The following is a 17,648-nucleotide window of genomic DNA, read 5'->3' as shown; positions in this document are numbered from 1 at the left end:
CCCGCCCGCTGTGCGCGGTGCCCGCCCCCGGGCCCGAGGCCCCGGCCGTCCCCGAACTGCCGCGGCCGAGCCTCACCACCCGCGAGATCGAGGTGCTGCGCACCTGGCTGATGGTCGACTCCAAGCCGGCCGTGGCCCAGGAGCTGTTCATCTCGCTCGGCACCGTCAACACCCACCTCACCCGGATTCGCGCCAAGTACGCCGAGATCGGTCGCGCCGCCCCCACCAAGGCCGGCCTCGTCGCCCGCGCCGTGCAGGACGGGCTGGTCTCCCTCGACGAGCTCTGAGCGATGGGTGGGGGATACTGTTCCGGTGGCAGACATCGAGGACATCCTCCGCGTCGAGCGGATCGAGACCGACATCTACCGTGGCGGCGCCTTCGAGAGCTATCTGCGCCGCACCTTCGGCGGACAGGTCGCCGGGCAGGCCCTGGTGTCGGCGACGCAGACGGTGGGAGACGAGTTCGCCGTCCACTCGCTGCACGGCTACTTCCTGCGGCCCGGTAACCCCGACATCCCGGCGGTCTTCCTGGTCGACCGCATCCGCGACGGCCGGTCCTTCGTCACCCGCCGCGTGACCGGTATCCAGGACGGCGAGGCCATCTTCATGATGTCGGCGTCGTTCCACGTCACCCAGGACGAGGGCATCGAACACCAGGACCGGATGCCGCCCGCCCCGGACCCCGAGACCCTCCCGGACCGCATCGAGGAGTACGGCGACGACGCCAACGCCGTGCTCAAGGAATGGGCCAACTTCGATCTGCGGGTGGTCCCGCCCGATCAGATGGTCACCTCCGACTACTTCGCCGCCCAGCAGCGCGTGTGGTTCCGCTACCGCAAACCGCTGCCCGACGACCAGTCGATCCACGTCTGCACCCTGGCCTACATGAGCGACATGACCCTGCTCGGGTCGTCGAAGGTGCCGCATCCGGGCGTCGAACCGCAGGCCGCCTCCCTCGACCACGCCATGTGGTTCATGCGTCCCTTCCGCGCCGACGACTGGCTGCTCTACGACCAGACCTCGCCGTCGGCCGGCGCCGGACGCGCACTGACCCAGGGCCGGATCTTCGACCGCAACGGCCGGATGGTCGCCGCGGTCACCCAGGAAGGGCTGAGCCGCACGGGCCGTCTGATGCCCGCCGACCAACACGCCCGGACGGATCGGTGAACGCGCGCATGACCCCCACCCCCCGGATCGGTGTCCTCGCCCTGCAGGGCGACGTCCGCGAGCATCTCGCCGCGCTCGACTCCGCAGGCGCCGAGGCGATCACGGTTCGCCGCGCAGCCGAACTGGAATCGGTCGACGGCATCGTCATCCCCGGCGGCGAGTCGACGACGATGAGTCACCTGCTCGGCGTCTTCGGACTCTACGAACCGCTGCGGGCCCGGCTCGCCGACGGCCTGCCGGCCTACGGATCGTGCGCGGGCATGATCATGCTCGCGTCGAACATCCTCGACACCCGCCCCGATGCACGCCACCTCGACGCCCTCGACATCACCGTGCGACGCAATGCGTTCGGCCGTCAGGTGGAATCCTTCGAGACCGACCTGGAGATCGCCGGCGTCACCGACGAGGTGCCGATGCGCGCGGTGTTCATCCGCGCACCGTGGGTGGAGAAGGTCGGCGACGGGGTGGAGGTGCTGGCCAAGGTGCCCGACGGCCCGGCCGCCGGACGCGTCGTCGCGGTCCGTCAGGGGCAGGTCCTGGCCACGTCGTTCCACCCCGAGGTGACCGGGGATCGGCGGGTCCACGCATATTTCGTCGACATGGTGCGTCACCGACGGCACCCGGCGCCGTAGACTGGACTGTCGACGTCAGGAATTTGGTTTGCCCGTGACCGGTCGTACATCGGTGGTCGCGGTGCACGGGAAGGATCGGAACACGTATGAGCGGCCATTCCAAATGGGCCACCACCAAGCACAAGAAAGCGGTCATCGACGCCAAGCGCGGCAAGATGTTCGCGAAACTGATCAAGAACATCGAGGTGGCGGCCCGTACGGGCGGTGGTGACCCGGCCGGAAACCCGACGCTCTACGACGCGATCCAGAAGGCCAAGAAGACCTCGGTCCCCAACGACAACATCGAGCGTGCGCGCAAGCGCGGCGCCGGTGAAGAGGCCGGTGGCGCCGACTGGCAGACCATCATGTACGAGGGCTACGGCCCCAACGGTGTGGCGATCCTGATCGAGTGCCTCACCGACAACCGCAACCGTGCCGCCGGTGAGGTGCGCACCGCGATGACCCGCAACGGCGGCAACATGGCCGACCCGGGCTCGGTGGCGTATCTGTTCACCCGCAAGGGTGTGGTGACCCTCGACAAGAACGACCAGAGTGACGACGACGTCCTCATGGCCGTGCTCGATGCCGGTGCCGAAGAGGTCACCGACCTCGGCGAGCAGTTCGAGATCGTCAGCGAACCCACCGACCTCGTCGCCGTGCGTACCGCACTGCAGGAGGCCGGGATCGACTACGACTCGGCCGAGGCCAGCTTCCGTGCCTCGGTGGAGGTCGCGGTGGACGCCGAGGGCGCCCGCAAGGTGTTCAAGCTGATCGACGCCCTCGAGGACTCCGACGACGTGCAGAACGTCTACAGCAATGTCGACATCAGCGACGAGGTCCTCGCCGAACTCGACGACTGACATCGTCTCGCACGCCACGGGATCACCGCACGGCACGGGATCACCGCACGGCGATCGCCGGCCGCGCCGGATGGTCGTAGCGGACCTCGATGTCGGCGGGCCCGGCGGCCGCGGCATGGTCGAGCAGGGGATCGATGGTCCAGTGCTCGTCGTCGGGCAGCCGACGCCGTAGCGCCGCCGCCGACATCCGCAGCGCGATGGTCACCTCCGCGTCGTGACCACGACCGAGCAGCATCGGACCGCCGACCAGCACGATCTGGTCGGCGGTCGCTGTCTGTGGGGAGTCGCGAAACGAGCGGTCCCGCTGTGCATCCCACAGTCGCGGCAGCCAGCGGCCGTGTCGGCGCGGGGCGTCGATCACCTCGCGGTCGATGCCCGCGTGGTCGACGAATCCGTCCCGGAAGGTCAGCGGATCGGTACGGCCGTACTCGAAACGCAACGACGCCGGCCTCAGGTAGTCGTCGGCGTGGACCACCCCCGCGGCCCGTCCCTCGGCGCGCAGCCGCCGGGCGATGGCGTCGGCGAACTCGCCCGGACGGGTCGGGGAGGGACCGTCGACGATCACCACACCGACCCCGGCGATCGCCCGGATCCGGGTCAGGCACGCGTCGACGAGTCCGTCCGGAGTGCTCGGCTGGAAGGTGGTCATATCCGATCCAGTCTGGCCGTCGCGCCGTGTCGGTGCGCGCAACCGTCGGACCCACTCGGTAAGATCTCGAACAACTGTTCGTTGGAAGAGGGGTGTGGTCTTGCGGGTGATGGGTGTCGACCCCGGCCTGACCCGGTGCGGTATCGCACTGGTCGAGTCGGGCAACGGTCGGCAGGTGACGGCGCTCGACGTCGACGTGGTGCGTACGCCCAGCGACATGGATCTCGCCGAACGCCTGCTCGCGGTCTACACCGCTGCATGTCACTGGCTCGACGTCCACCAGCCCGACGTGGTGGCGATCGAGCGGGTGTTCGCCCAGAACCAGGTGTCCACCGCGATGGGCACCGCCCAGGCCGGTGGTGTGATCGCCCTGGCGGCCGGGCAGCGCAACATCCCCGTGCGGTTCCACACCCCGTCGGAGGTCAAGGCCGCGGTCACCGGCAGCGGCCGCGCGGACAAGGCGCAGGTCACCACCATGGTCACCCGTATCCTCGGGATGCAGACCAAGCCGCGTCCGGCCGACGCCGCCGACGCCCTGGCCCTGGCCATCTGTCACTGCTGGCGCGGGCCGATGATCGAACGGATGGCGGCCGCCCAGTGCAAGGCCGACGAGATGGCCAGGATCCACAAGCAACGGGTCGCCGCGGCCCGGGCCGGTCGCACCACCGGCGACGAGGGGAGAAGTGCATGATCGCGTCGGTACGCGGACCGGTCGTCGAGGTGGCCCTCGATCACGTCGTGATCGACTGTGCCGGTGTGGGTTACCGCGTCCTGGCCACCCCCGACACCCTCTCCCGGCTGCGTCGTGGTGAGGAGACCACGCTGCTCACCACGATGATCGTGCGTGAGGACTCGATGACCCTCTACGGGTTCACCGAACCCGATGCCCGCGCACTGTTCGCCCTGCTGCAGACGGTGACCGGGGTCGGACCGCGTCTGGCCATGGCCACCCTCGCCGTCCTCGTCCCCGATGCGCTGCGGCGTGCCCTGGCCGACTCCGACGTCAAGGCGCTGACCACCGTGCCGGGCATCGGCAAACGGGTGGCCGAGCGCCTGGTCGTGGAACTGCGCGACAAGGTCGACCGGCCGGTGTCCGAGGCCGCGAGCGGGTCCGGACCGGCCGGACTGGGCGGGATCGGCCCGCAGGTCACCGAGGCGCTGGTCGGCCTCGGCTTCACCGCGGCCCCGGCGGAGAAGGCGGTGGCCGCGGTCCTCGCCGAGCATCCCGACGCCAACGCCTCCGAGGCGTTGCGACATGCACTCAAGCGGCTGGGCAGGACAGCATGAACGAACCGGGCGACCTCCCCGGCGCCGTCGAACACGATGATCTCGAGCACGACGACCGAGAGGTCAGCGCCACCCCGGTACGGGCCGACGGCGACTTCGACGCGGGCCTGCGGCCGCGCTCGCTGGCCGACTTCATCGGTCAGCCGCGCGTCTGTGAGCAGCTCGAACTGGTCCTGCACGGCGCCAAGAAGCGTGGCGGGACCCCCGACCACATCTTGTTGTCGGGGCCCCCGGGTCTGGGCAAGACGTCGCTGGCGATGATCATCGCCACCGAGATGGGGTCGGCGATCCGCGTCACCTCGGGTCCGGCACTCGAACGTGCCGGAGACCTTGCGGCGATGCTGTCGAACCTGATCGAGGGTGACGTCCTGTTCATCGACGAGATCCACCGGATCGCCCGTCCCGCCGAGGAGATGCTCTACCTCGCGATGGAGGATTTCCGGGTGGACGTGGTGGTGGGCAAGGGGCCCGGCGCCACCTCGATCCCGCTCGACGTCGCACCGTTCACCCTGGTCGGGGCCACCACCCGGTCCGGATCGCTGACCGGACCGCTGCGTGACCGGTTCGGCTTCACCGCGCACATGGAGTTCTACGACACCGATGAGCTGGTGCTGGTGCTCCGGCGTTCGGCCGGCATCCTCGGCATCGATCTGCGCCCCGACGCCGCCTCCGAGGTCGCGAGCCGGTCGCGGGGCACCCCGCGTATCGCCAACCGGCTGCTGCGCCGGGTCCGTGACTACGCCGAGGTGCGGGGCGACGGGGTGATCACCGTCGACATCGCCCGCGCCGCGCTGGCGGTCTACGACGTCGACGAACTCGGCTTCGACCGGCTCGACCGCGCCGTCCTCGACGCTCTGATCAGGGCATTCGGTGGTGGCCCGGTCGGTGTGTCGACGCTGGCCGTGGCGGTCGGGGAGGAGCCGGCGACGGTCGAGGAGGTGTGTGAACCGTTCCTGGTGCGAGCCGGGATGATCGCGCGCACGCCCCGCGGCCGCGTCGCCACCGCCGCAGCCTGGCATCACCTCGGGCTGACGCCGCCGGCCGGTGCGATGAACGCCACCTTCGGGGTCCGGCCCCGCGAAGTGGACACCAGAACGGTGTTCGGCGACATCTGATCGGGCAATTCGGACGCGGTTCGAACGGTGGGCTTGCCCTCGCATGGCACACTGGAAGAAGTGTGTGTGCGGCCCGACGTGGCCGCACCGAAGTGATGAAGGAAGACGTCTCCCCATGGAATCCCTGTTTTTCCCCGTGCTGCTGGTCCTGCTGGTCGCATTCATGTTCTTCTCGGTGCGCAAGCAGAAGAAGCGCGCGACCGAGATGCAGGACATGCAGAACTCGGTGCAGACCGGTACCCGGGTGCAGCTGACCTCGGGTCTGTTCGGCACCGTGATCGACTCCTCGTCGTCGGATTACGTCGACGTCGAGATCGCCACCGGTGTGGTGACCCGCTGGAACCGCCTCGCGATCATGCGTGTGGTCCTCACCGAGGATGCCGCCGCGACCTACCCGGGCTTCACCCCGATCGAGACCGACGACGACGATCTCGACACCCCGCCGCTCGACGGCCCGAACCTGAACAAGTCGGGTGGCGACAGCTCGGCCGATTCGGACAAGTGATCGGCCCGTCGGCCAGACGAATCGGACAGCTCACCTGAGCTGTCCCGCATCTCCGCCCCCGGCGCCGCCGGGGGCGGAGGCATGTCGGTTGCCGACACGCATCTGACGGAGCAGTAGAGTGGCGGCGCCGGTGTTGACCGTCAGAGCCGGTGTAGACCGTCAGTGTCGGAGTCGACCGTCAGTACAGAGGAGATCGAGAACACCGTGACAACCCCCCGCCGGGCCGCCCAGAAGGGTGCTGCGCAGAAGCGGTCCACCTCACGTGAGGTCCCACCGTGGCAGCCACTCTCGGCGTTCATCGCGCTTCTGGCCCTGGTCTATCTCCTGATCTTCTTCACCGGCGGCGGCTCCCTGGAGCCCAAACTCGGCATCGACCTGCAGGGCGGCACGCGCGTCACGCTGACCGCGCGCACCGAGAACGGCCAGCAGCCCAGCCGTGACCAGCTCAACCAGGCCAAGCAGATCATCGAACAGCGCGTCAACGGCCTGGGTGTGAGTGGCTCGGAGGTCGTGGTCTCCGGCAGCAACCTGATCATCACGGTGCCCGGCCAGGACGGTTCGCAGGCCAAGTCGCTGGGTCAGACCGCGCGCCTGTACGTGCGTCCGGTGCTCACCTCGGTGCCGGCGACACCGCAACAGCAGACCGAGCAGAACGCCGGCGACGAGACCGAGAACCTGCCCGCCGACCAGGTCGCCGCGGCGATCGCCGAGCAGAAGAAGCTGCGGCAGGTCCCGGCCGGTGCCAACACCGAGGCGTTGCAGCAGTACATGGCCAAGATGGACTGCGCCCCCGGTTCCAACGACCCGTTGCTGGGCAACGACGACCCGAACCAGTACCTGGTGGCGTGTTCCACCGACGGTAAGACCGTCTACCTGCTCGAACCGAAGATCATCGACGGCCGCGACATCAAGTCGGCCAGCTCGGGCACCCAGCCCGACACCGGCGAGTGGGTCGTCAGCCTCGAGTACAAGGGCGACGCCGCCAAGACGTGGCCGCAGTACACCGCCAACAACGTCGGCAAGCAGACCGCCTTCACCCTCGACACCCGCGTCGTGTCGGCCCCGGTGATCAACCAGGCGATCACCGGCGCCACCCAGATCACCGGCAACCCGTTCACCGAGGCCGAGGCCACCGATCTGGCCAACGTGCTGAAGTACGGTTCGCTGCCGCTGTCGTTCTCCACCTCCGACGCCGAGACCGTGTCGGCCACCCTGGGCCTGTCGTCGCTGCGCGCCGGTCTGATCGCCGGTGCGGTCGGCCTGATCGCGGTGCTGATCTACGCGCTCGCGTACTACCGGATGCTCGGCTTCCTGACCGTCCTGTCGCTGTTGCTGTCGCTGGTGATGGTCTACGGCATCATCGTGCTGCTCGGACGCTGGATCGGGTTCACCCTCGACCTCGCCGGGATCGCCGGTCTGATCATCGGTATCGGCATGACCGCCGACTCCTTCGTCGTCTACTTCGAACGCATCAAGGACGAGATGCGTGAGGGACGAAGTTTCCGGTCCGCCGTACCACGCGGCTGGGCATCGGCCCGCCGCACCATCTGGTCGGGTAACGCGGTCAGCTTCATCGCCGCCGCGGTCATCTACATCCTGGCCGTCGGTGAGGTGCGCGGCTTCGCGTTCACCCTGGGTCTGACCACCATCCTCGACATCGTCGTGGTGTTCCTGGTCACCCATCCGATGGTCGTCCTGGCCAGCCGCTCGGAGTTCCTGTCCCGTCCCAAGATCAACGGTCTCGGTGCGGTCAGCGAGGTCGCCCGGCAGCGTCGGATCGAACGCGCCGATCGCGTCGCGAAGATGCAGAAGTCCACCGAGGCCACCACCGAGCCCGCGCCCGCGGAAGGATCGTCGAAATGACCAGCGGTAACGGCGCGAACACGCGCACCTCGGCCGGCCCGGCGGATTCTGTGGCCGATGCTGCGGCCGATCCGACCACCGGTTCGGACGCGGATTTCCGCGCCGACACCTCACGCTCGTTCCTGTCGCGGCTCTACACCGGTACCGGCGCCTTCGAGATCGTCGGCAAACGCCGCATGTGGTACCTCGTCACCGGCGTGATCCTGGCGATCTGCATCCTGTCGATGGCGATCCGCGGCTTCACCTTCGGCATCGACTTCGAGGGCGGCACCCAGATCTCCATCCCGGTGTCGCAGGGTGTCACCAGCCAGTCGGTCGAGGACGTCGTCGGCAAGGCCATCGACAAGGCGCCGGACTCGGTGCAGACCGCCGGCTCCGGTTCCAGCCAGACCGTGCAGGTGCGCACCGACGCGCTGAGCGTCGAGCAGGCCCGCGCCGTCACCGTCGCGCTGACCGACGCGTTCCCGTCGGTGCAGACCGCCGATGTCAGTATCTCCGAGGTCAGCTCCACGTGGGGCAAGGAGATCACCCAGAAGATGCTGATCGCCCTCGTGGTGTTCCTGGTGATCGTCTTCGTCTACATCGCGGTGCGCTTCGACCGGGAGATGTCCCTGGCGGCGCTGGCATCGTTGCTGTTCGACATCGTGTGCACCGCAGGCGTGTACTCGCTGGTCGGCTTCGAGGTGACCCCGGCGACCGTCATCGGTCTGCTCACCATCCTCGGCTTCTCCCTGTACGACACCGTCGTCGTGTTCGACAAGGTGTCGGAGAACACCCGCTCGGTGTTGCAGACCACCCGCCGCACCTACGGTGAGCAGGCCAACCTGGCGATCAACCAGACACTCATGCGGTCGATCAACACCACCGTCATCTCGGTGCTGCCGATCATCGCGCTGATGGTGATCGCGGTGTGGCTGCTCGGCGTGGGCACGCTCAAGGACCTGGCGCTGATCCAGCTCGTGGGCGTCGTGGTGGGCACCTACTCGTCGATCTTCCTGGCCGCGCCGCTGCTGGTGACGCTCAAGGAACGTCGCGCCGACATCTCCAAGCACACCGCACGCGTGCTGGCCCGTCGTGCCGCCATCGACGCGGGGGAGAACCCCGACGCGGTGCGGGCGGCCGCGGGTCCGGCCCGCTCGCGCCGGGCACGCGCCACCGACGACGACACGACCGCGGTGCCCACCGGGAAACGGCGTCGCAAGCACTAGGGTCGGCAGACGTGACTTGGATCGGTCGGCAGCGCATCCGCATCGCCGCCGCGGTGACGGCGTGCGCCGCCGTCACCGGGCTGGCCTCGGCCTGTGGTGAGGACATACCGCCGACCGTCAACTACGTGGTCGACGCCGACATCAGCAGCTACAACGCGAACACCGTCGACGGCAACGCCGACGGTGTGCTGATGGCCACCACCCGTGTGCTGCCCGGATTCAGCCTGCTCGGCAACGCCGGACAGGTCACCCCCGACCGCGACATCGGTACGGTCACCCGCGAACCCGGTAACCGGCTGACCTTGCGGTACGAGTTCACCCCGCAGGCCGCGTTCTCCGACGGGCAACCGCTCGACTGTGACGACCTGGTCCTGGCCTGGGCGGCGATGAGCGGCCGGTACCCGGGTTTCACCCCGGCCACCACCGCCGGCTACCGCGACATCGACGACGTCGCGTGCAACCCGGGTGACAAGGCCGCGACCGTGACGTTCGCCGCCGGCCGGGACTACCGCGACTGGTTGTCGCTGTTCGGTGCGGGCGCCCTGCTGCCCGCGCACGTGGTGGCCCGGACCGCGGGCATCGGTGACGTGATCGCGCCGATCCGCACCCGCAACGCGCCGACCGTCAAGAAGATCGCAGCGGCCTGGAACACCGGCTTCGACCTGAAGCCCGGCCCGATCGACACCGCGACGTTCCCGGCGTCGGGTCCGTACCGGATCGACCGGTACTCGATCTCCGAGGGACTCGTCCTGGTCCGCAACGACGCGTGGTGGGGAGACCGGGCCGCCACCGACCGCGTCGTCGTCTGGGGGCGCGGCTCGGATCCGGCGCGCCGGCTGTCCGAGGGCGGCCACGACGTCGTCGACGTCACCGCGGGCATGATCGCCCAGGACGACGACACCGACACCGGGACCGCCGCGGTCAACGCCTCGGCCACCGGGGCACCCGGCGATGCGCTCGGCGTCGAGGGACTGGTGTTGTCGGGCAAGGGTGTCTTCGGTGACGTCCGGGTGCGCCGGGCCTTCGCCTCCTGCGTACCCCGCGACGCCCTGGCCAGGCAGTTCGGGCAGGGCGCCCAGATGTGGAATCTGCGTACCCTGGCGCCCGCCGACGACCTCGCCGGCAGCCTCAACGGCGAGTTCGGCCGGCAGTACCTGCGGCCCGACCTCGAGCGCACCCGCACGCTGCTCGCCGACGCGGCCGGCACCGCCGACGACGGCACCGCCCGACCGGCGGCCCGGACCGTACGCATCGGATATCTGGCACCCACCCCGCGATGGCAGCAGATGGTCACCGCGATCGGGGAGTCGTGCAAACGGGCCGGCATCACGGTGACCGACGTGTCCTCCGACACGATTGCGCCGGGTGCGCTGGGCACCGCGGCCGACGCGCTGCTCGTGGCCAACGGGGCGTCGTTTGCCGCCGCGGGCGCCGCCGACCCCATCCGCGATGCCTACCAGTTGCGTGGCGGAGACCCTCTCGACCTGGGCAATTACCGCAATGCCGATGCCACCCGCGCGATCGACGAGCTGGCGGTGGCCAGCCTGGAATCCGAGCGGCTCGGCCTGGTGCGCACGATCGAACGTGCGGCATGGGATCAGGTCCCGTCCATCCCCCTGTTCGCATCCCCTCGGGTGCACCGGTGGAATGATCGGGTCGGCAATGTCGTCGCCGGCCTCGGCCGGAACGGAACAGGATGGAACATGGATCGGTGGGTACTCAGGTGACGCGTGAACCGCGGACATCGGAATCGTCGGACCCGGGCTCGATGGTGGCGCACGACGTCACCGCCGACGCCCTGGCACGGGCGCGGGCGGCGATCGCCGATCGGGCACGACGCGTCGCCGACTTCCCGAAGCCCGGCATCGCCTTCAAGGACCTCACCCCGGTCCTGGCCGACCCGGAGGGACTGTCGGCGATCGTCACCGCCCTGACCCACGGGTGCAGCCGCGTGGACCTGGTCGCCGGCATCGACGCCCGCGGCTTCCTGCTGGGCGGCGCCGTCGCCCGCGAACTGCAGGTCGGTGTGCTCGCCGTGCGCAAGGGCGGCAAACTGCCCCCGCCGGTGATCGCGATCGACTACCAGCTCGAGTACGGCACCGCCCGCCTGGAGATCCCGGCCGACGGCATCGAACTCGTCGGACGCCGGGTGCTCGTCGTCGACGACGTGCTGGCCACCGGCGGCACATCGGTGGCCGCCGCCCGGCTGCTCGAACAGGCGGGTGCCGAGGTGATCGGCTTCGCGGTGATCATGGAGCTCGCCGGCCTCGGCGGCCGCGAGACCATCGCCGCCGGACTCGGCGACGTCCCGGTGCACAGCGTCACCCTGGACTGAGCGTCCCGGCCGGATCACGCTCACCTGGATCGATGCCGGCGCGTGATGTGGACGGCGTCGGGGCCGGCCGGTCGCCTGCCCCATCCGAGCGGGGACGGATGAGGCAGCGGACTAGAATCGGATGGGTCCGGTGTCATGCAGATGACTGCATCCGTGACCGACGTTGGGAGGTCCCATGGCCGACGAGCCGAACTCCGCAGGCCGTCTCGCCGCGCCCGGCGCGCCCGAGAACGGGGTCACACCGGCAACACCTGCGACTGCGCCCCCGGTCACGACCGCACCGGGTACGGCATCCACGGGTAGGTCCGCAGGCGCCGACACCGACGCTGTGAGCGGCAACGGTGTGGGTACCGGCGGTGCGGTCCCGCAGCATTCGTCGGCGTCACGGCGCGTGCGGGCGCGGCTGGCCCGCCGGATGACGGCCACCCGGGGACCGGTCCGGCCGGTGCTCGAACCGCTGGTCGCCCTGCATCGCGAGATCTACCCGAAGGCCGACGTCGCCACCCTGCAACGGGCCTACGACGTCGCCGAGGAACGCCATCGCGGGCAGAACCGCAAGTCCGGTGATCCCTACATCACCCATCCGCTCGCGGTGGCCACGATCCTCGCCGACCTCGGGATGGACACCACGACGCTGGTCGCGGCCCTGCTCCACGACACCGTCGAGGACACCGGCTACGGACTCGACGAGCTCGAGAAGGACTTCGGTGCCGAGGTGGCACACCTGGTCGACGGGGTGACCAAACTCGACAAGGTGGCGCTCGGCAGTGCCGCCGAGGCCGAGACCATCCGCAAGATGATCATCGCGATGGCCCGTGATCCGCGGGTGCTGGTGATCAAGGTCGCCGACCGGTTGCACAACATGCGCACCATGCGGTTCCTGCCGCCGGAGAAGCAGGCGCGCAAGGCCCGCGAGACCCTCGAGGTGATCGCACCGCTGGCGCATCGCCTCGGGATGGCGACCGTCAAGTGGGAGCTCGAGGACCTGTCGTTCGCGATCCTGCATCCCAAGCGGTACGAGGAGATCGTGCGGCTGGTCGCCGACCGTGCACCCTCACGCGACACCTATCTGGCGCGGGTGCGGGCCGACATCAACAACGCGTTGGGCGCGGCGAAGATCTCGGCCACCGTCGAGGGCCGGCCCAAGCACTACTGGTCGATCTATCAGAAGATGATCGTCAAGGGCCGAGACTTCGACGACATCCACGATCTGGTCGGCATGCGCATCCTGTGCGACGAGGTCCGCGACTGCTATGCCGCGGTGGGCGTCGTGCACTCGCTGTGGCAGCCGATGGCCGGCCGGTTCAAGGACTACATCGCCCAGCCGCGGTTCGGTGTCTACCAGTCGCTACACACCACCGTGATCGGCCCCGAGGGCAAACCCCTCGAGGTGCAGATCCGCACCCACGACATGCACCGCACCGCCGAGTTCGGCATCGCGGCGCACTGGCGGTACAAGGAGAGCGGCTACAAGGACCGCAAGGGCCGTCGTTCCGACTCCGCCGAGATCGACGACATGGCCTGGATGCGGCAGCTGCTCGACTGGCAGCGTGAGGCCGCCGACCCGGGGGAGTTCCTCGAGTCGCTGCGCTTCGACCTCGCGGTCAAGGAGATCTTCGTGTTCACCCCCAAGGGGGATGTGGTCACGCTGCCCGCCGGGTCCACCCCGGTCGACTTCGCCTACGCGGTGCACACCGAGGTGGGGCATCGATGTATCGGTGCCCGCGTCAACGGCCGGCTCGTCGCACTCGAACGACAGCTCGAGAACGGTGAGGTGGTCGAGGTGTTCACCTCGAAGGCCGCCAACGCCGGACCGAGCAAGGACTGGCAGAACTTCGTCGTCTCGCCGCGGGCCAAGGCCAAGATCCGGCAGTGGTTCGCCAAGGAACGCCGCGAGGAGGCGCTCGAGACCGGCAAGGAGGCCATCACCAAGGAGGTGCGGCGCGGCGGACTGCCTCTGCAGCGTCTGATGAGTGCCGATTCGATGGCGGCGGTCGCCAAGGAACTGCGTTACGCCGACGTCACCGCGCTCTACGCCGCCATCGGCGAGAACCATGTGTCGGCCCGGCACGTGGTCAACCGCCTCGTCGCCGCACTCGGCGGGATCGACGAGGCCACCGAGGCGATCGCCGAACGGTCCACCCCGTCGACGATGACCGCACGACCCCGCCAGGGCGGTGACGCCGGTGTGGTGGTCGAGGGCGTCGACAACGTGATGATCAAACTCGCCAAGTGCTGCACCCCGGTGCCCGGCGACGAGATCCTCGGCTTCGTCACCCGCGGCGGTGGGATCAGCGTGCACCGCACCGACTGCACCAACGCGGCGTCGTTGCAGGACCAGGCCGAACGGATCATCCCGGTGTCGTGGGCGCCGTCGCCGGAGTCGGTGTTCCTCGTCGCCATCCAGGTGGAGGCGCTCGACCGGCATCGTCTGCTGTCGGATGTCACCAAGGTGCTCGCCGACGAGCGGGTCAACATCCTGTCGGCGTCGGTGACCACCAGCCGTGACCGGGTTGCGGTGTCCAAGTTCACCTTCGAGATGGGCGACCCCAAGCACCTCGGCCATGTCCTCAACGTGGTGCGCAACGTCGAGGGTGTCTACGACGTGTACCGGGTGACGTCGGCGGCGTGAGGCCGGCGGGGAGGTAGGCGGGCGTGCGTGACGCCCTGATCGGACCCGAACAGACGAGAGCGCCGGTGACCGTGGAGGTCACCGGCGCTCTCGCTTGTCCGGGGGTGTGTCCGATCAGGACACGGTGGCGCTGTTGATCGTCACCGGCAGCTTCGGGGTGCCGTCGGAGGTGGCCGGCTCGATCGCACCGGTGGTCTGGTTGGTGGTCAGACCCGGATTGATACCGCCCTTGAACACCTTGTCGACGATCTCCATACCGGCCGGCTCCACATGGCCGACCACCGCATAGCTCGCGGGGAGCGTGGAGTCCTGGATCATGACGAAGAACTGGGCCGCGCCGCCGGAGTTGCTCTCACCCTGCTGTGCCTGACCGCTGTTGGCGATGGCGACGGTGCCGCGCGGGTAGATGACCGGCTGCTGCCCGGTCATCGGGTTGGCGTCACCGGCCGACTTCAGGTTGGTCGGCGGCTCGTCGGGGCTGGTCCAGCCCGGGCCACCGGCACCGGTGCCGGTGGGGTCGCCGCACTGCAGCACCTTGAGCTCGGCGGTCGTCATCCGATGGCAGGTGGTGCCGTCGTAGTACTTGTTGTCGGCCAGCGAGATCACCGCGCCGGTGTTACACGGTGCGCCGCTGCGGTTGAGCTCGATCGGGATGACGCCCTGGGTGGTGTCCACGGTCAGCGTCGACGTGCCGTCCTTGGCCTGCGTCGCGTCGGGCTCGGGCGAGGTCTTCTGCTTGCCCTTGCCGGCGAGCAGCTTGTCGATCTGCTCCTGGTAGAGCTTGCGCTGCGCGGGATCGGTGATCTGCTCGGGGACCTCGGTGTTGATCTGGTCGAACCGGCTGGGCACCTTGGTGTAATCACACGTCACGTGCGCCGCGTTGAAGCGGTCGGTCTGGATCTTGTCGACGATGAAATAGGTGGCCACGGCGACGATCGCGACGACGACGACCCCCGACACCGATCCGATGACGATCTTGCGCTTACGTGCCGCCTGGTGCTCCCGTTCGAGACGCTCCTCCAGCTTTCGCTTGGCGGCCTCGCGGCGTTCCTCGTTGGTGGACACGCTGGTGGATCCCTCCTGAACCTCGACGGTATCGACTCGCAAGTGTGCCAGTTCTTTCTGAGAGTTCGCTCACCAGGGTGTCGGCGCGTCGGCTGTTCGGATGCCGCCGGGCGGCACCCAACCCCGACCACCACGCAAGCCGAACCGGACGTTGCGCCACAATGGAGGGATGGTGATCACGGGGTTCCCGGCGGGAATGTTCCAGACGAACTGCTACATCGTGGCCGCCGACCGGGGCAGTGACGCCCTGATCATCGATCCCGGCCAGGACGCGGCCCCCAAGGTGCGTGAACTGCTGGCCGAGTACGAGCTGACGCCGGTGGCGGTCCTGCTGACCCACGGACACCTCGATCACACGTGGAATGCCACCGAGCTGTGCGACGAGTACTCCATCCCCGCCTACATCCACCCCGACGACCGTCCGATGCTGGCCGATCCCGGGGTGGGGCTGGGGCATGCGCTGGGCAATCTGATCGGGTCGATGGTGTTCCGGGAACCGGAGAAGGTCGTCGAGTTCGTCGACGGTGAGGACGTCGAGATCGCCGGCCTGCGAGTGGCCGTCGACCATGCTCCCGGCCACACCCAGGGGTCGGTGCTGCTGACCCTCGACGTCGAGGTGCCCGCCGAGGCCCCGGATGCCGGTGACGTCGCCGACTCGGCGGAGACCACCACGGTCCCGGTGTGTTTCAGCGGTGACGTACTGTTCTCCGGGTCGATCGGACGCACCGACCTGCCCGGCGGCAACTATCAGCAGCTGCTCGACTCGATCGCGCAGCGCCTGCTGCCCAGGCCCGACCACACGCAGGTGTTGCCCGGGCACGGCCCGCAGACCTCGATCGGTCAGGAACGTGCGACCAATCCGTTCCTGACCGGATTGACCCCGGGCCCCGCCCAGACCGGCCAGACCACAGACACGTCGAAGAAGGGACGATTCGGACTGTGAGCGCAGAATTCGCGGCACCCCGCGGTATCCCGGACTACTACCCGCCGAACTCCGCGGACTTCCGCAAGGTGCGCGACACGCTCACCGACGCCGCCCGCCGCGCCGGCTACGGGCACATCGAGCTGCCGGTGTTCGAGGACACCGCGCTGTTCGCTCGCGGTGTCGGCGAGTCCACCGACGTCGTCAGCAAGGAGATGTACACCTTCGCCGACCGCGGTGACCGTTCGGTGACGCTGCGTCCCGAGGGCACCGCCGGGGTGATGCGTTCGGTCATCCAGCACGGCCTCGATCGGGGACAGCTGCCGGTGAAGCTCTGCTATGCCGGACCGTTCTTCCGCTACGAAAAGCCGCAGACCGGCCGGTACCGGCAGTTGCAGCAGGTCGGTGTCGAGGCGATCGGCGTCGACGATCCGGCCCTCGACGCCGAGGTCATCGCGATCGCCGACGAGGGTTACCGCCGTCTCGGGTTGTCGGGGTTCCGGCTGGAGATCACCTCACTGGGCGACGACGAGAGCCGTCCCCGCTATCGGGAGGCCTTGCAGCAGTTCCTGTTCGGACTCGACCTCGACGAGCCGACCCGCAAGCGCGCCGAGATCAATCCGCTGCGCGTGCTCGACGACAAGCGCCCGGAGATCAAGGAGGCGACCGCCGACGCCCCGCTGCTGCTGGACTACCTCGGCGACGACGCCCGCGCACACTTCGACACCGTGCTCACCCACCTCAAGCGGCTCGGTGTGCCCTATGAGCTCAACCCGCGTCTGGTGCGCGGCCTGGACTACTACACCAAGACCACCTTCGAGTTCGTGCACGACGGTCTCGGCGCACAGTCGGGGATCGGTGGCGGTGGTCGCTACGACGGTCTGATGCGTCAGATCGGCGGCAAGCAGGACCTGTCGGGCATCGGCTTCGGCATCGGCGTGGACCGCACCATGCTGGCGATGGAGGCCGAGGGTGTCGCCGGCGCGGATGCCGCACGATGCCAGGTGTTCGGCGTCCCGCTCGGATCCGACGCGAAGGCCGAGTTGGTCGGCGTGGCAGGTCAGTTGCGCAGCGCCGGGATCAGCGTCGACCTCGCCTACGGCGACCGCGGCCTCAAGGGTGCGATGAAGGCCGCCGACCGTTCCGGCGCGCGCATCGCACTGGTCCTCGGTGACCGCGAGCTCGAGGAGCGCACCATCGAGGTGAAGAACCTCACCAACGGCGAACAGCACAAGGTGTCGTTGGACGGCATCGTCGACGAGGTCCGCGGCCTGCTCGGGTGAACCGAAACCCTGCCGAATAGGCAAGTCGGAGACGGCGGTTGAGCCGATGGGCGCGGAGGGTCGACGTCGTCGACGCCGGCACCTCCGAGGTGGTTGCGTCGCTTTTACGGTGGTTGAGCCGACGAGGAGCGCAGCGACGAGGCGTG

At 68.9% G+C, this 17,648-nt stretch carries 17 protein-coding genes; 15 read left to right on the top strand and 2 right to left on the bottom strand.

Going from position 1 to position 17,648, the window contains the following annotated elements:
• From GD1_RS21125 to GD1_RS21110, 4 genes are all read left to right on the top strand, one after another.
• The coding region (locus GD1_RS21125) for a response regulator transcription factor (protein WP_169798208.1) at positions 1–287 on the top strand (287 nt) is incomplete at its 5' end.
• A 25-nt stretch (positions 288–312) separates the two neighbouring features.
• Positions 313–1,167, top strand: a complete 855-nt coding sequence (locus GD1_RS21120; RefSeq protein ID WP_059039439.1) for an acyl-CoA thioesterase — start codon at positions 313–315, stop codon at positions 1,165–1,167.
• Positions 1,168–1,175: 8 nt separating this feature from the next.
• Positions 1,176–1,799 carry a pyridoxal 5'-phosphate synthase glutaminase subunit PdxT gene (pdxT, locus tag GD1_RS21115; protein ID WP_059039438.1) on the top strand — a complete coding sequence of 208 codons (624 nt, stop codon included), beginning with the start codon at positions 1,176–1,178 and terminating at the stop codon, positions 1,797–1,799.
• Between the two features lie 86 nt (positions 1,800–1,885).
• Positions 1,886–2,638 (top strand): YebC/PmpR family DNA-binding transcriptional regulator, encoded by a 753-nt coding sequence (locus tag GD1_RS21110; protein ID WP_059039437.1) that lies wholly within the window; start codon positions 1,886–1,888, stop codon positions 2,636–2,638.
• A 40-nt stretch (positions 2,639–2,678) separates the two neighbouring features.
• Here the strand turns inward: GD1_RS21110 and GD1_RS21105 are convergent, their stop codons facing one another.
• Positions 2,679–3,287 carry a nucleoside/nucleotide kinase family protein gene (locus GD1_RS21105; protein WP_059039436.1) on the bottom strand — a complete coding sequence of 203 codons (609 nt, stop codon included), beginning with the start codon at positions 3,285–3,287 and terminating at the stop codon, positions 2,679–2,681.
• 100 nt (positions 3,288–3,387) lie between these two features.
• Here GD1_RS21105 and ruvC point away from each other — a divergent pair, with 100 nt between their 5' ends.
• The 9 genes from ruvC (at position 3,388) to GD1_RS21060 (ending at position 14,232) form a co-directional block, all read left to right on the top strand.
• Positions 3,388–3,978: a crossover junction endodeoxyribonuclease RuvC gene (ruvC, locus tag GD1_RS21100; protein ID WP_059039441.1), complete on the top strand. Its 591-nt coding sequence runs from the start codon at positions 3,388–3,390 to the stop codon at positions 3,976–3,978.
• A complete protein-coding gene (ruvA, locus tag GD1_RS21095) occupies positions 3,975–4,574 on the top strand; it encodes a Holliday junction branch migration protein RuvA (protein ID WP_053776461.1) in 600 nt (199 codons plus the stop codon). The genes ruvC and ruvA overlap by 4 nt, the downstream gene beginning before the upstream one ends.
• Entirely contained in the window at positions 4,571–5,689 is a 1,119-nt protein-coding gene (gene ruvB, locus GD1_RS21090; RefSeq protein WP_053776462.1) for a Holliday junction branch migration DNA helicase RuvB, read from the top strand. Before ruvA ends, ruvB begins: the two co-directional genes overlap by 4 nt.
• Positions 5,690–5,804: 115 nt before the next feature.
• Entirely contained in the window at positions 5,805–6,194 is a 390-nt protein-coding gene (yajC, locus tag GD1_RS21085; RefSeq protein ID WP_053776463.1) for a preprotein translocase subunit YajC, read from the top strand.
• A 204-nt stretch (positions 6,195–6,398) separates the two neighbouring features.
• On the top strand, positions 6,399–8,057 hold the full coding sequence (gene secD / locus GD1_RS21080; RefSeq protein ID WP_083534570.1) for a protein translocase subunit SecD: 1,659 nt from the start codon (positions 6,399–6,401) through the stop codon (positions 8,055–8,057).
• Positions 8,054–9,265, top strand: coding sequence for a protein translocase subunit SecF (gene secF, locus GD1_RS21075; protein WP_059039434.1), 1,212 nt, complete (start codon positions 8,054–8,056; stop codon positions 9,263–9,265). The genes secD and secF overlap by 4 nt, the downstream gene beginning before the upstream one ends.
• A gap of 11 nt (positions 9,266–9,276) precedes the next feature.
• The gene (locus GD1_RS21070; RefSeq protein ID WP_083534568.1) at positions 9,277–10,992 is read left to right on the top strand and encodes an ABC transporter substrate-binding protein; all 1,716 of its coding nucleotides are present in this window, start codon (positions 9,277–9,279) and stop codon (positions 10,990–10,992) included.
• Between the two features lie 41 nt (positions 10,993–11,033).
• Positions 11,034–11,600, top strand: a complete 567-nt coding sequence (locus GD1_RS21065) for an adenine phosphoribosyltransferase (RefSeq protein WP_053776543.1) — start codon at positions 11,034–11,036, stop codon at positions 11,598–11,600.
• A gap of 175 nt (positions 11,601–11,775) precedes the next feature.
• Positions 11,776–14,232 (top strand): RelA/SpoT family protein, encoded by a 2,457-nt coding sequence (locus GD1_RS21060; RefSeq protein ID WP_059039433.1) that lies wholly within the window; start codon positions 11,776–11,778, stop codon positions 14,230–14,232.
• A 114-nt stretch (positions 14,233–14,346) separates the two neighbouring features.
• On the opposite strand, the gene GD1_RS21055 is transcribed toward GD1_RS21060, so the two are convergent.
• Positions 14,347–15,297, bottom strand: coding sequence for a peptidylprolyl isomerase (locus tag GD1_RS21055; RefSeq protein WP_059039432.1), 951 nt, complete (start codon positions 15,295–15,297; stop codon positions 14,347–14,349).
• 169 nt (positions 15,298–15,466) lie between these two features.
• On the opposite strand from GD1_RS21055, the gene GD1_RS21050 reads away from it, so the two are divergent.
• Complete coding sequence (locus tag GD1_RS21050) at positions 15,467–16,240, top strand: MBL fold metallo-hydrolase (protein ID WP_059039431.1); 774 nt, start codon at positions 15,467–15,469, stop codon at positions 16,238–16,240.
• Positions 16,237–17,502: a histidine--tRNA ligase gene (hisS, locus tag GD1_RS21045; protein ID WP_059039430.1), complete on the top strand. Its 1,266-nt coding sequence runs from the start codon at positions 16,237–16,239 to the stop codon at positions 17,500–17,502. The genes GD1_RS21050 and hisS overlap by 4 nt, the downstream gene beginning before the upstream one ends.
• The last annotated feature ends 146 nt before the right edge of the window (positions 17,503–17,648 follow it).

This window comes from Gordonia desulfuricans NBRC 100010 (assembly GCF_001485495.1).
In the GTDB taxonomy this organism is placed as follows: Bacteria; Actinomycetota; Actinomycetes; order Mycobacteriales; family Mycobacteriaceae; genus Gordonia; species Gordonia desulfuricans.
The sequence above is the reverse complement of the archived record's forward strand: the minus strand, read 5'-3'. Positions and strand labels throughout refer to the sequence as shown.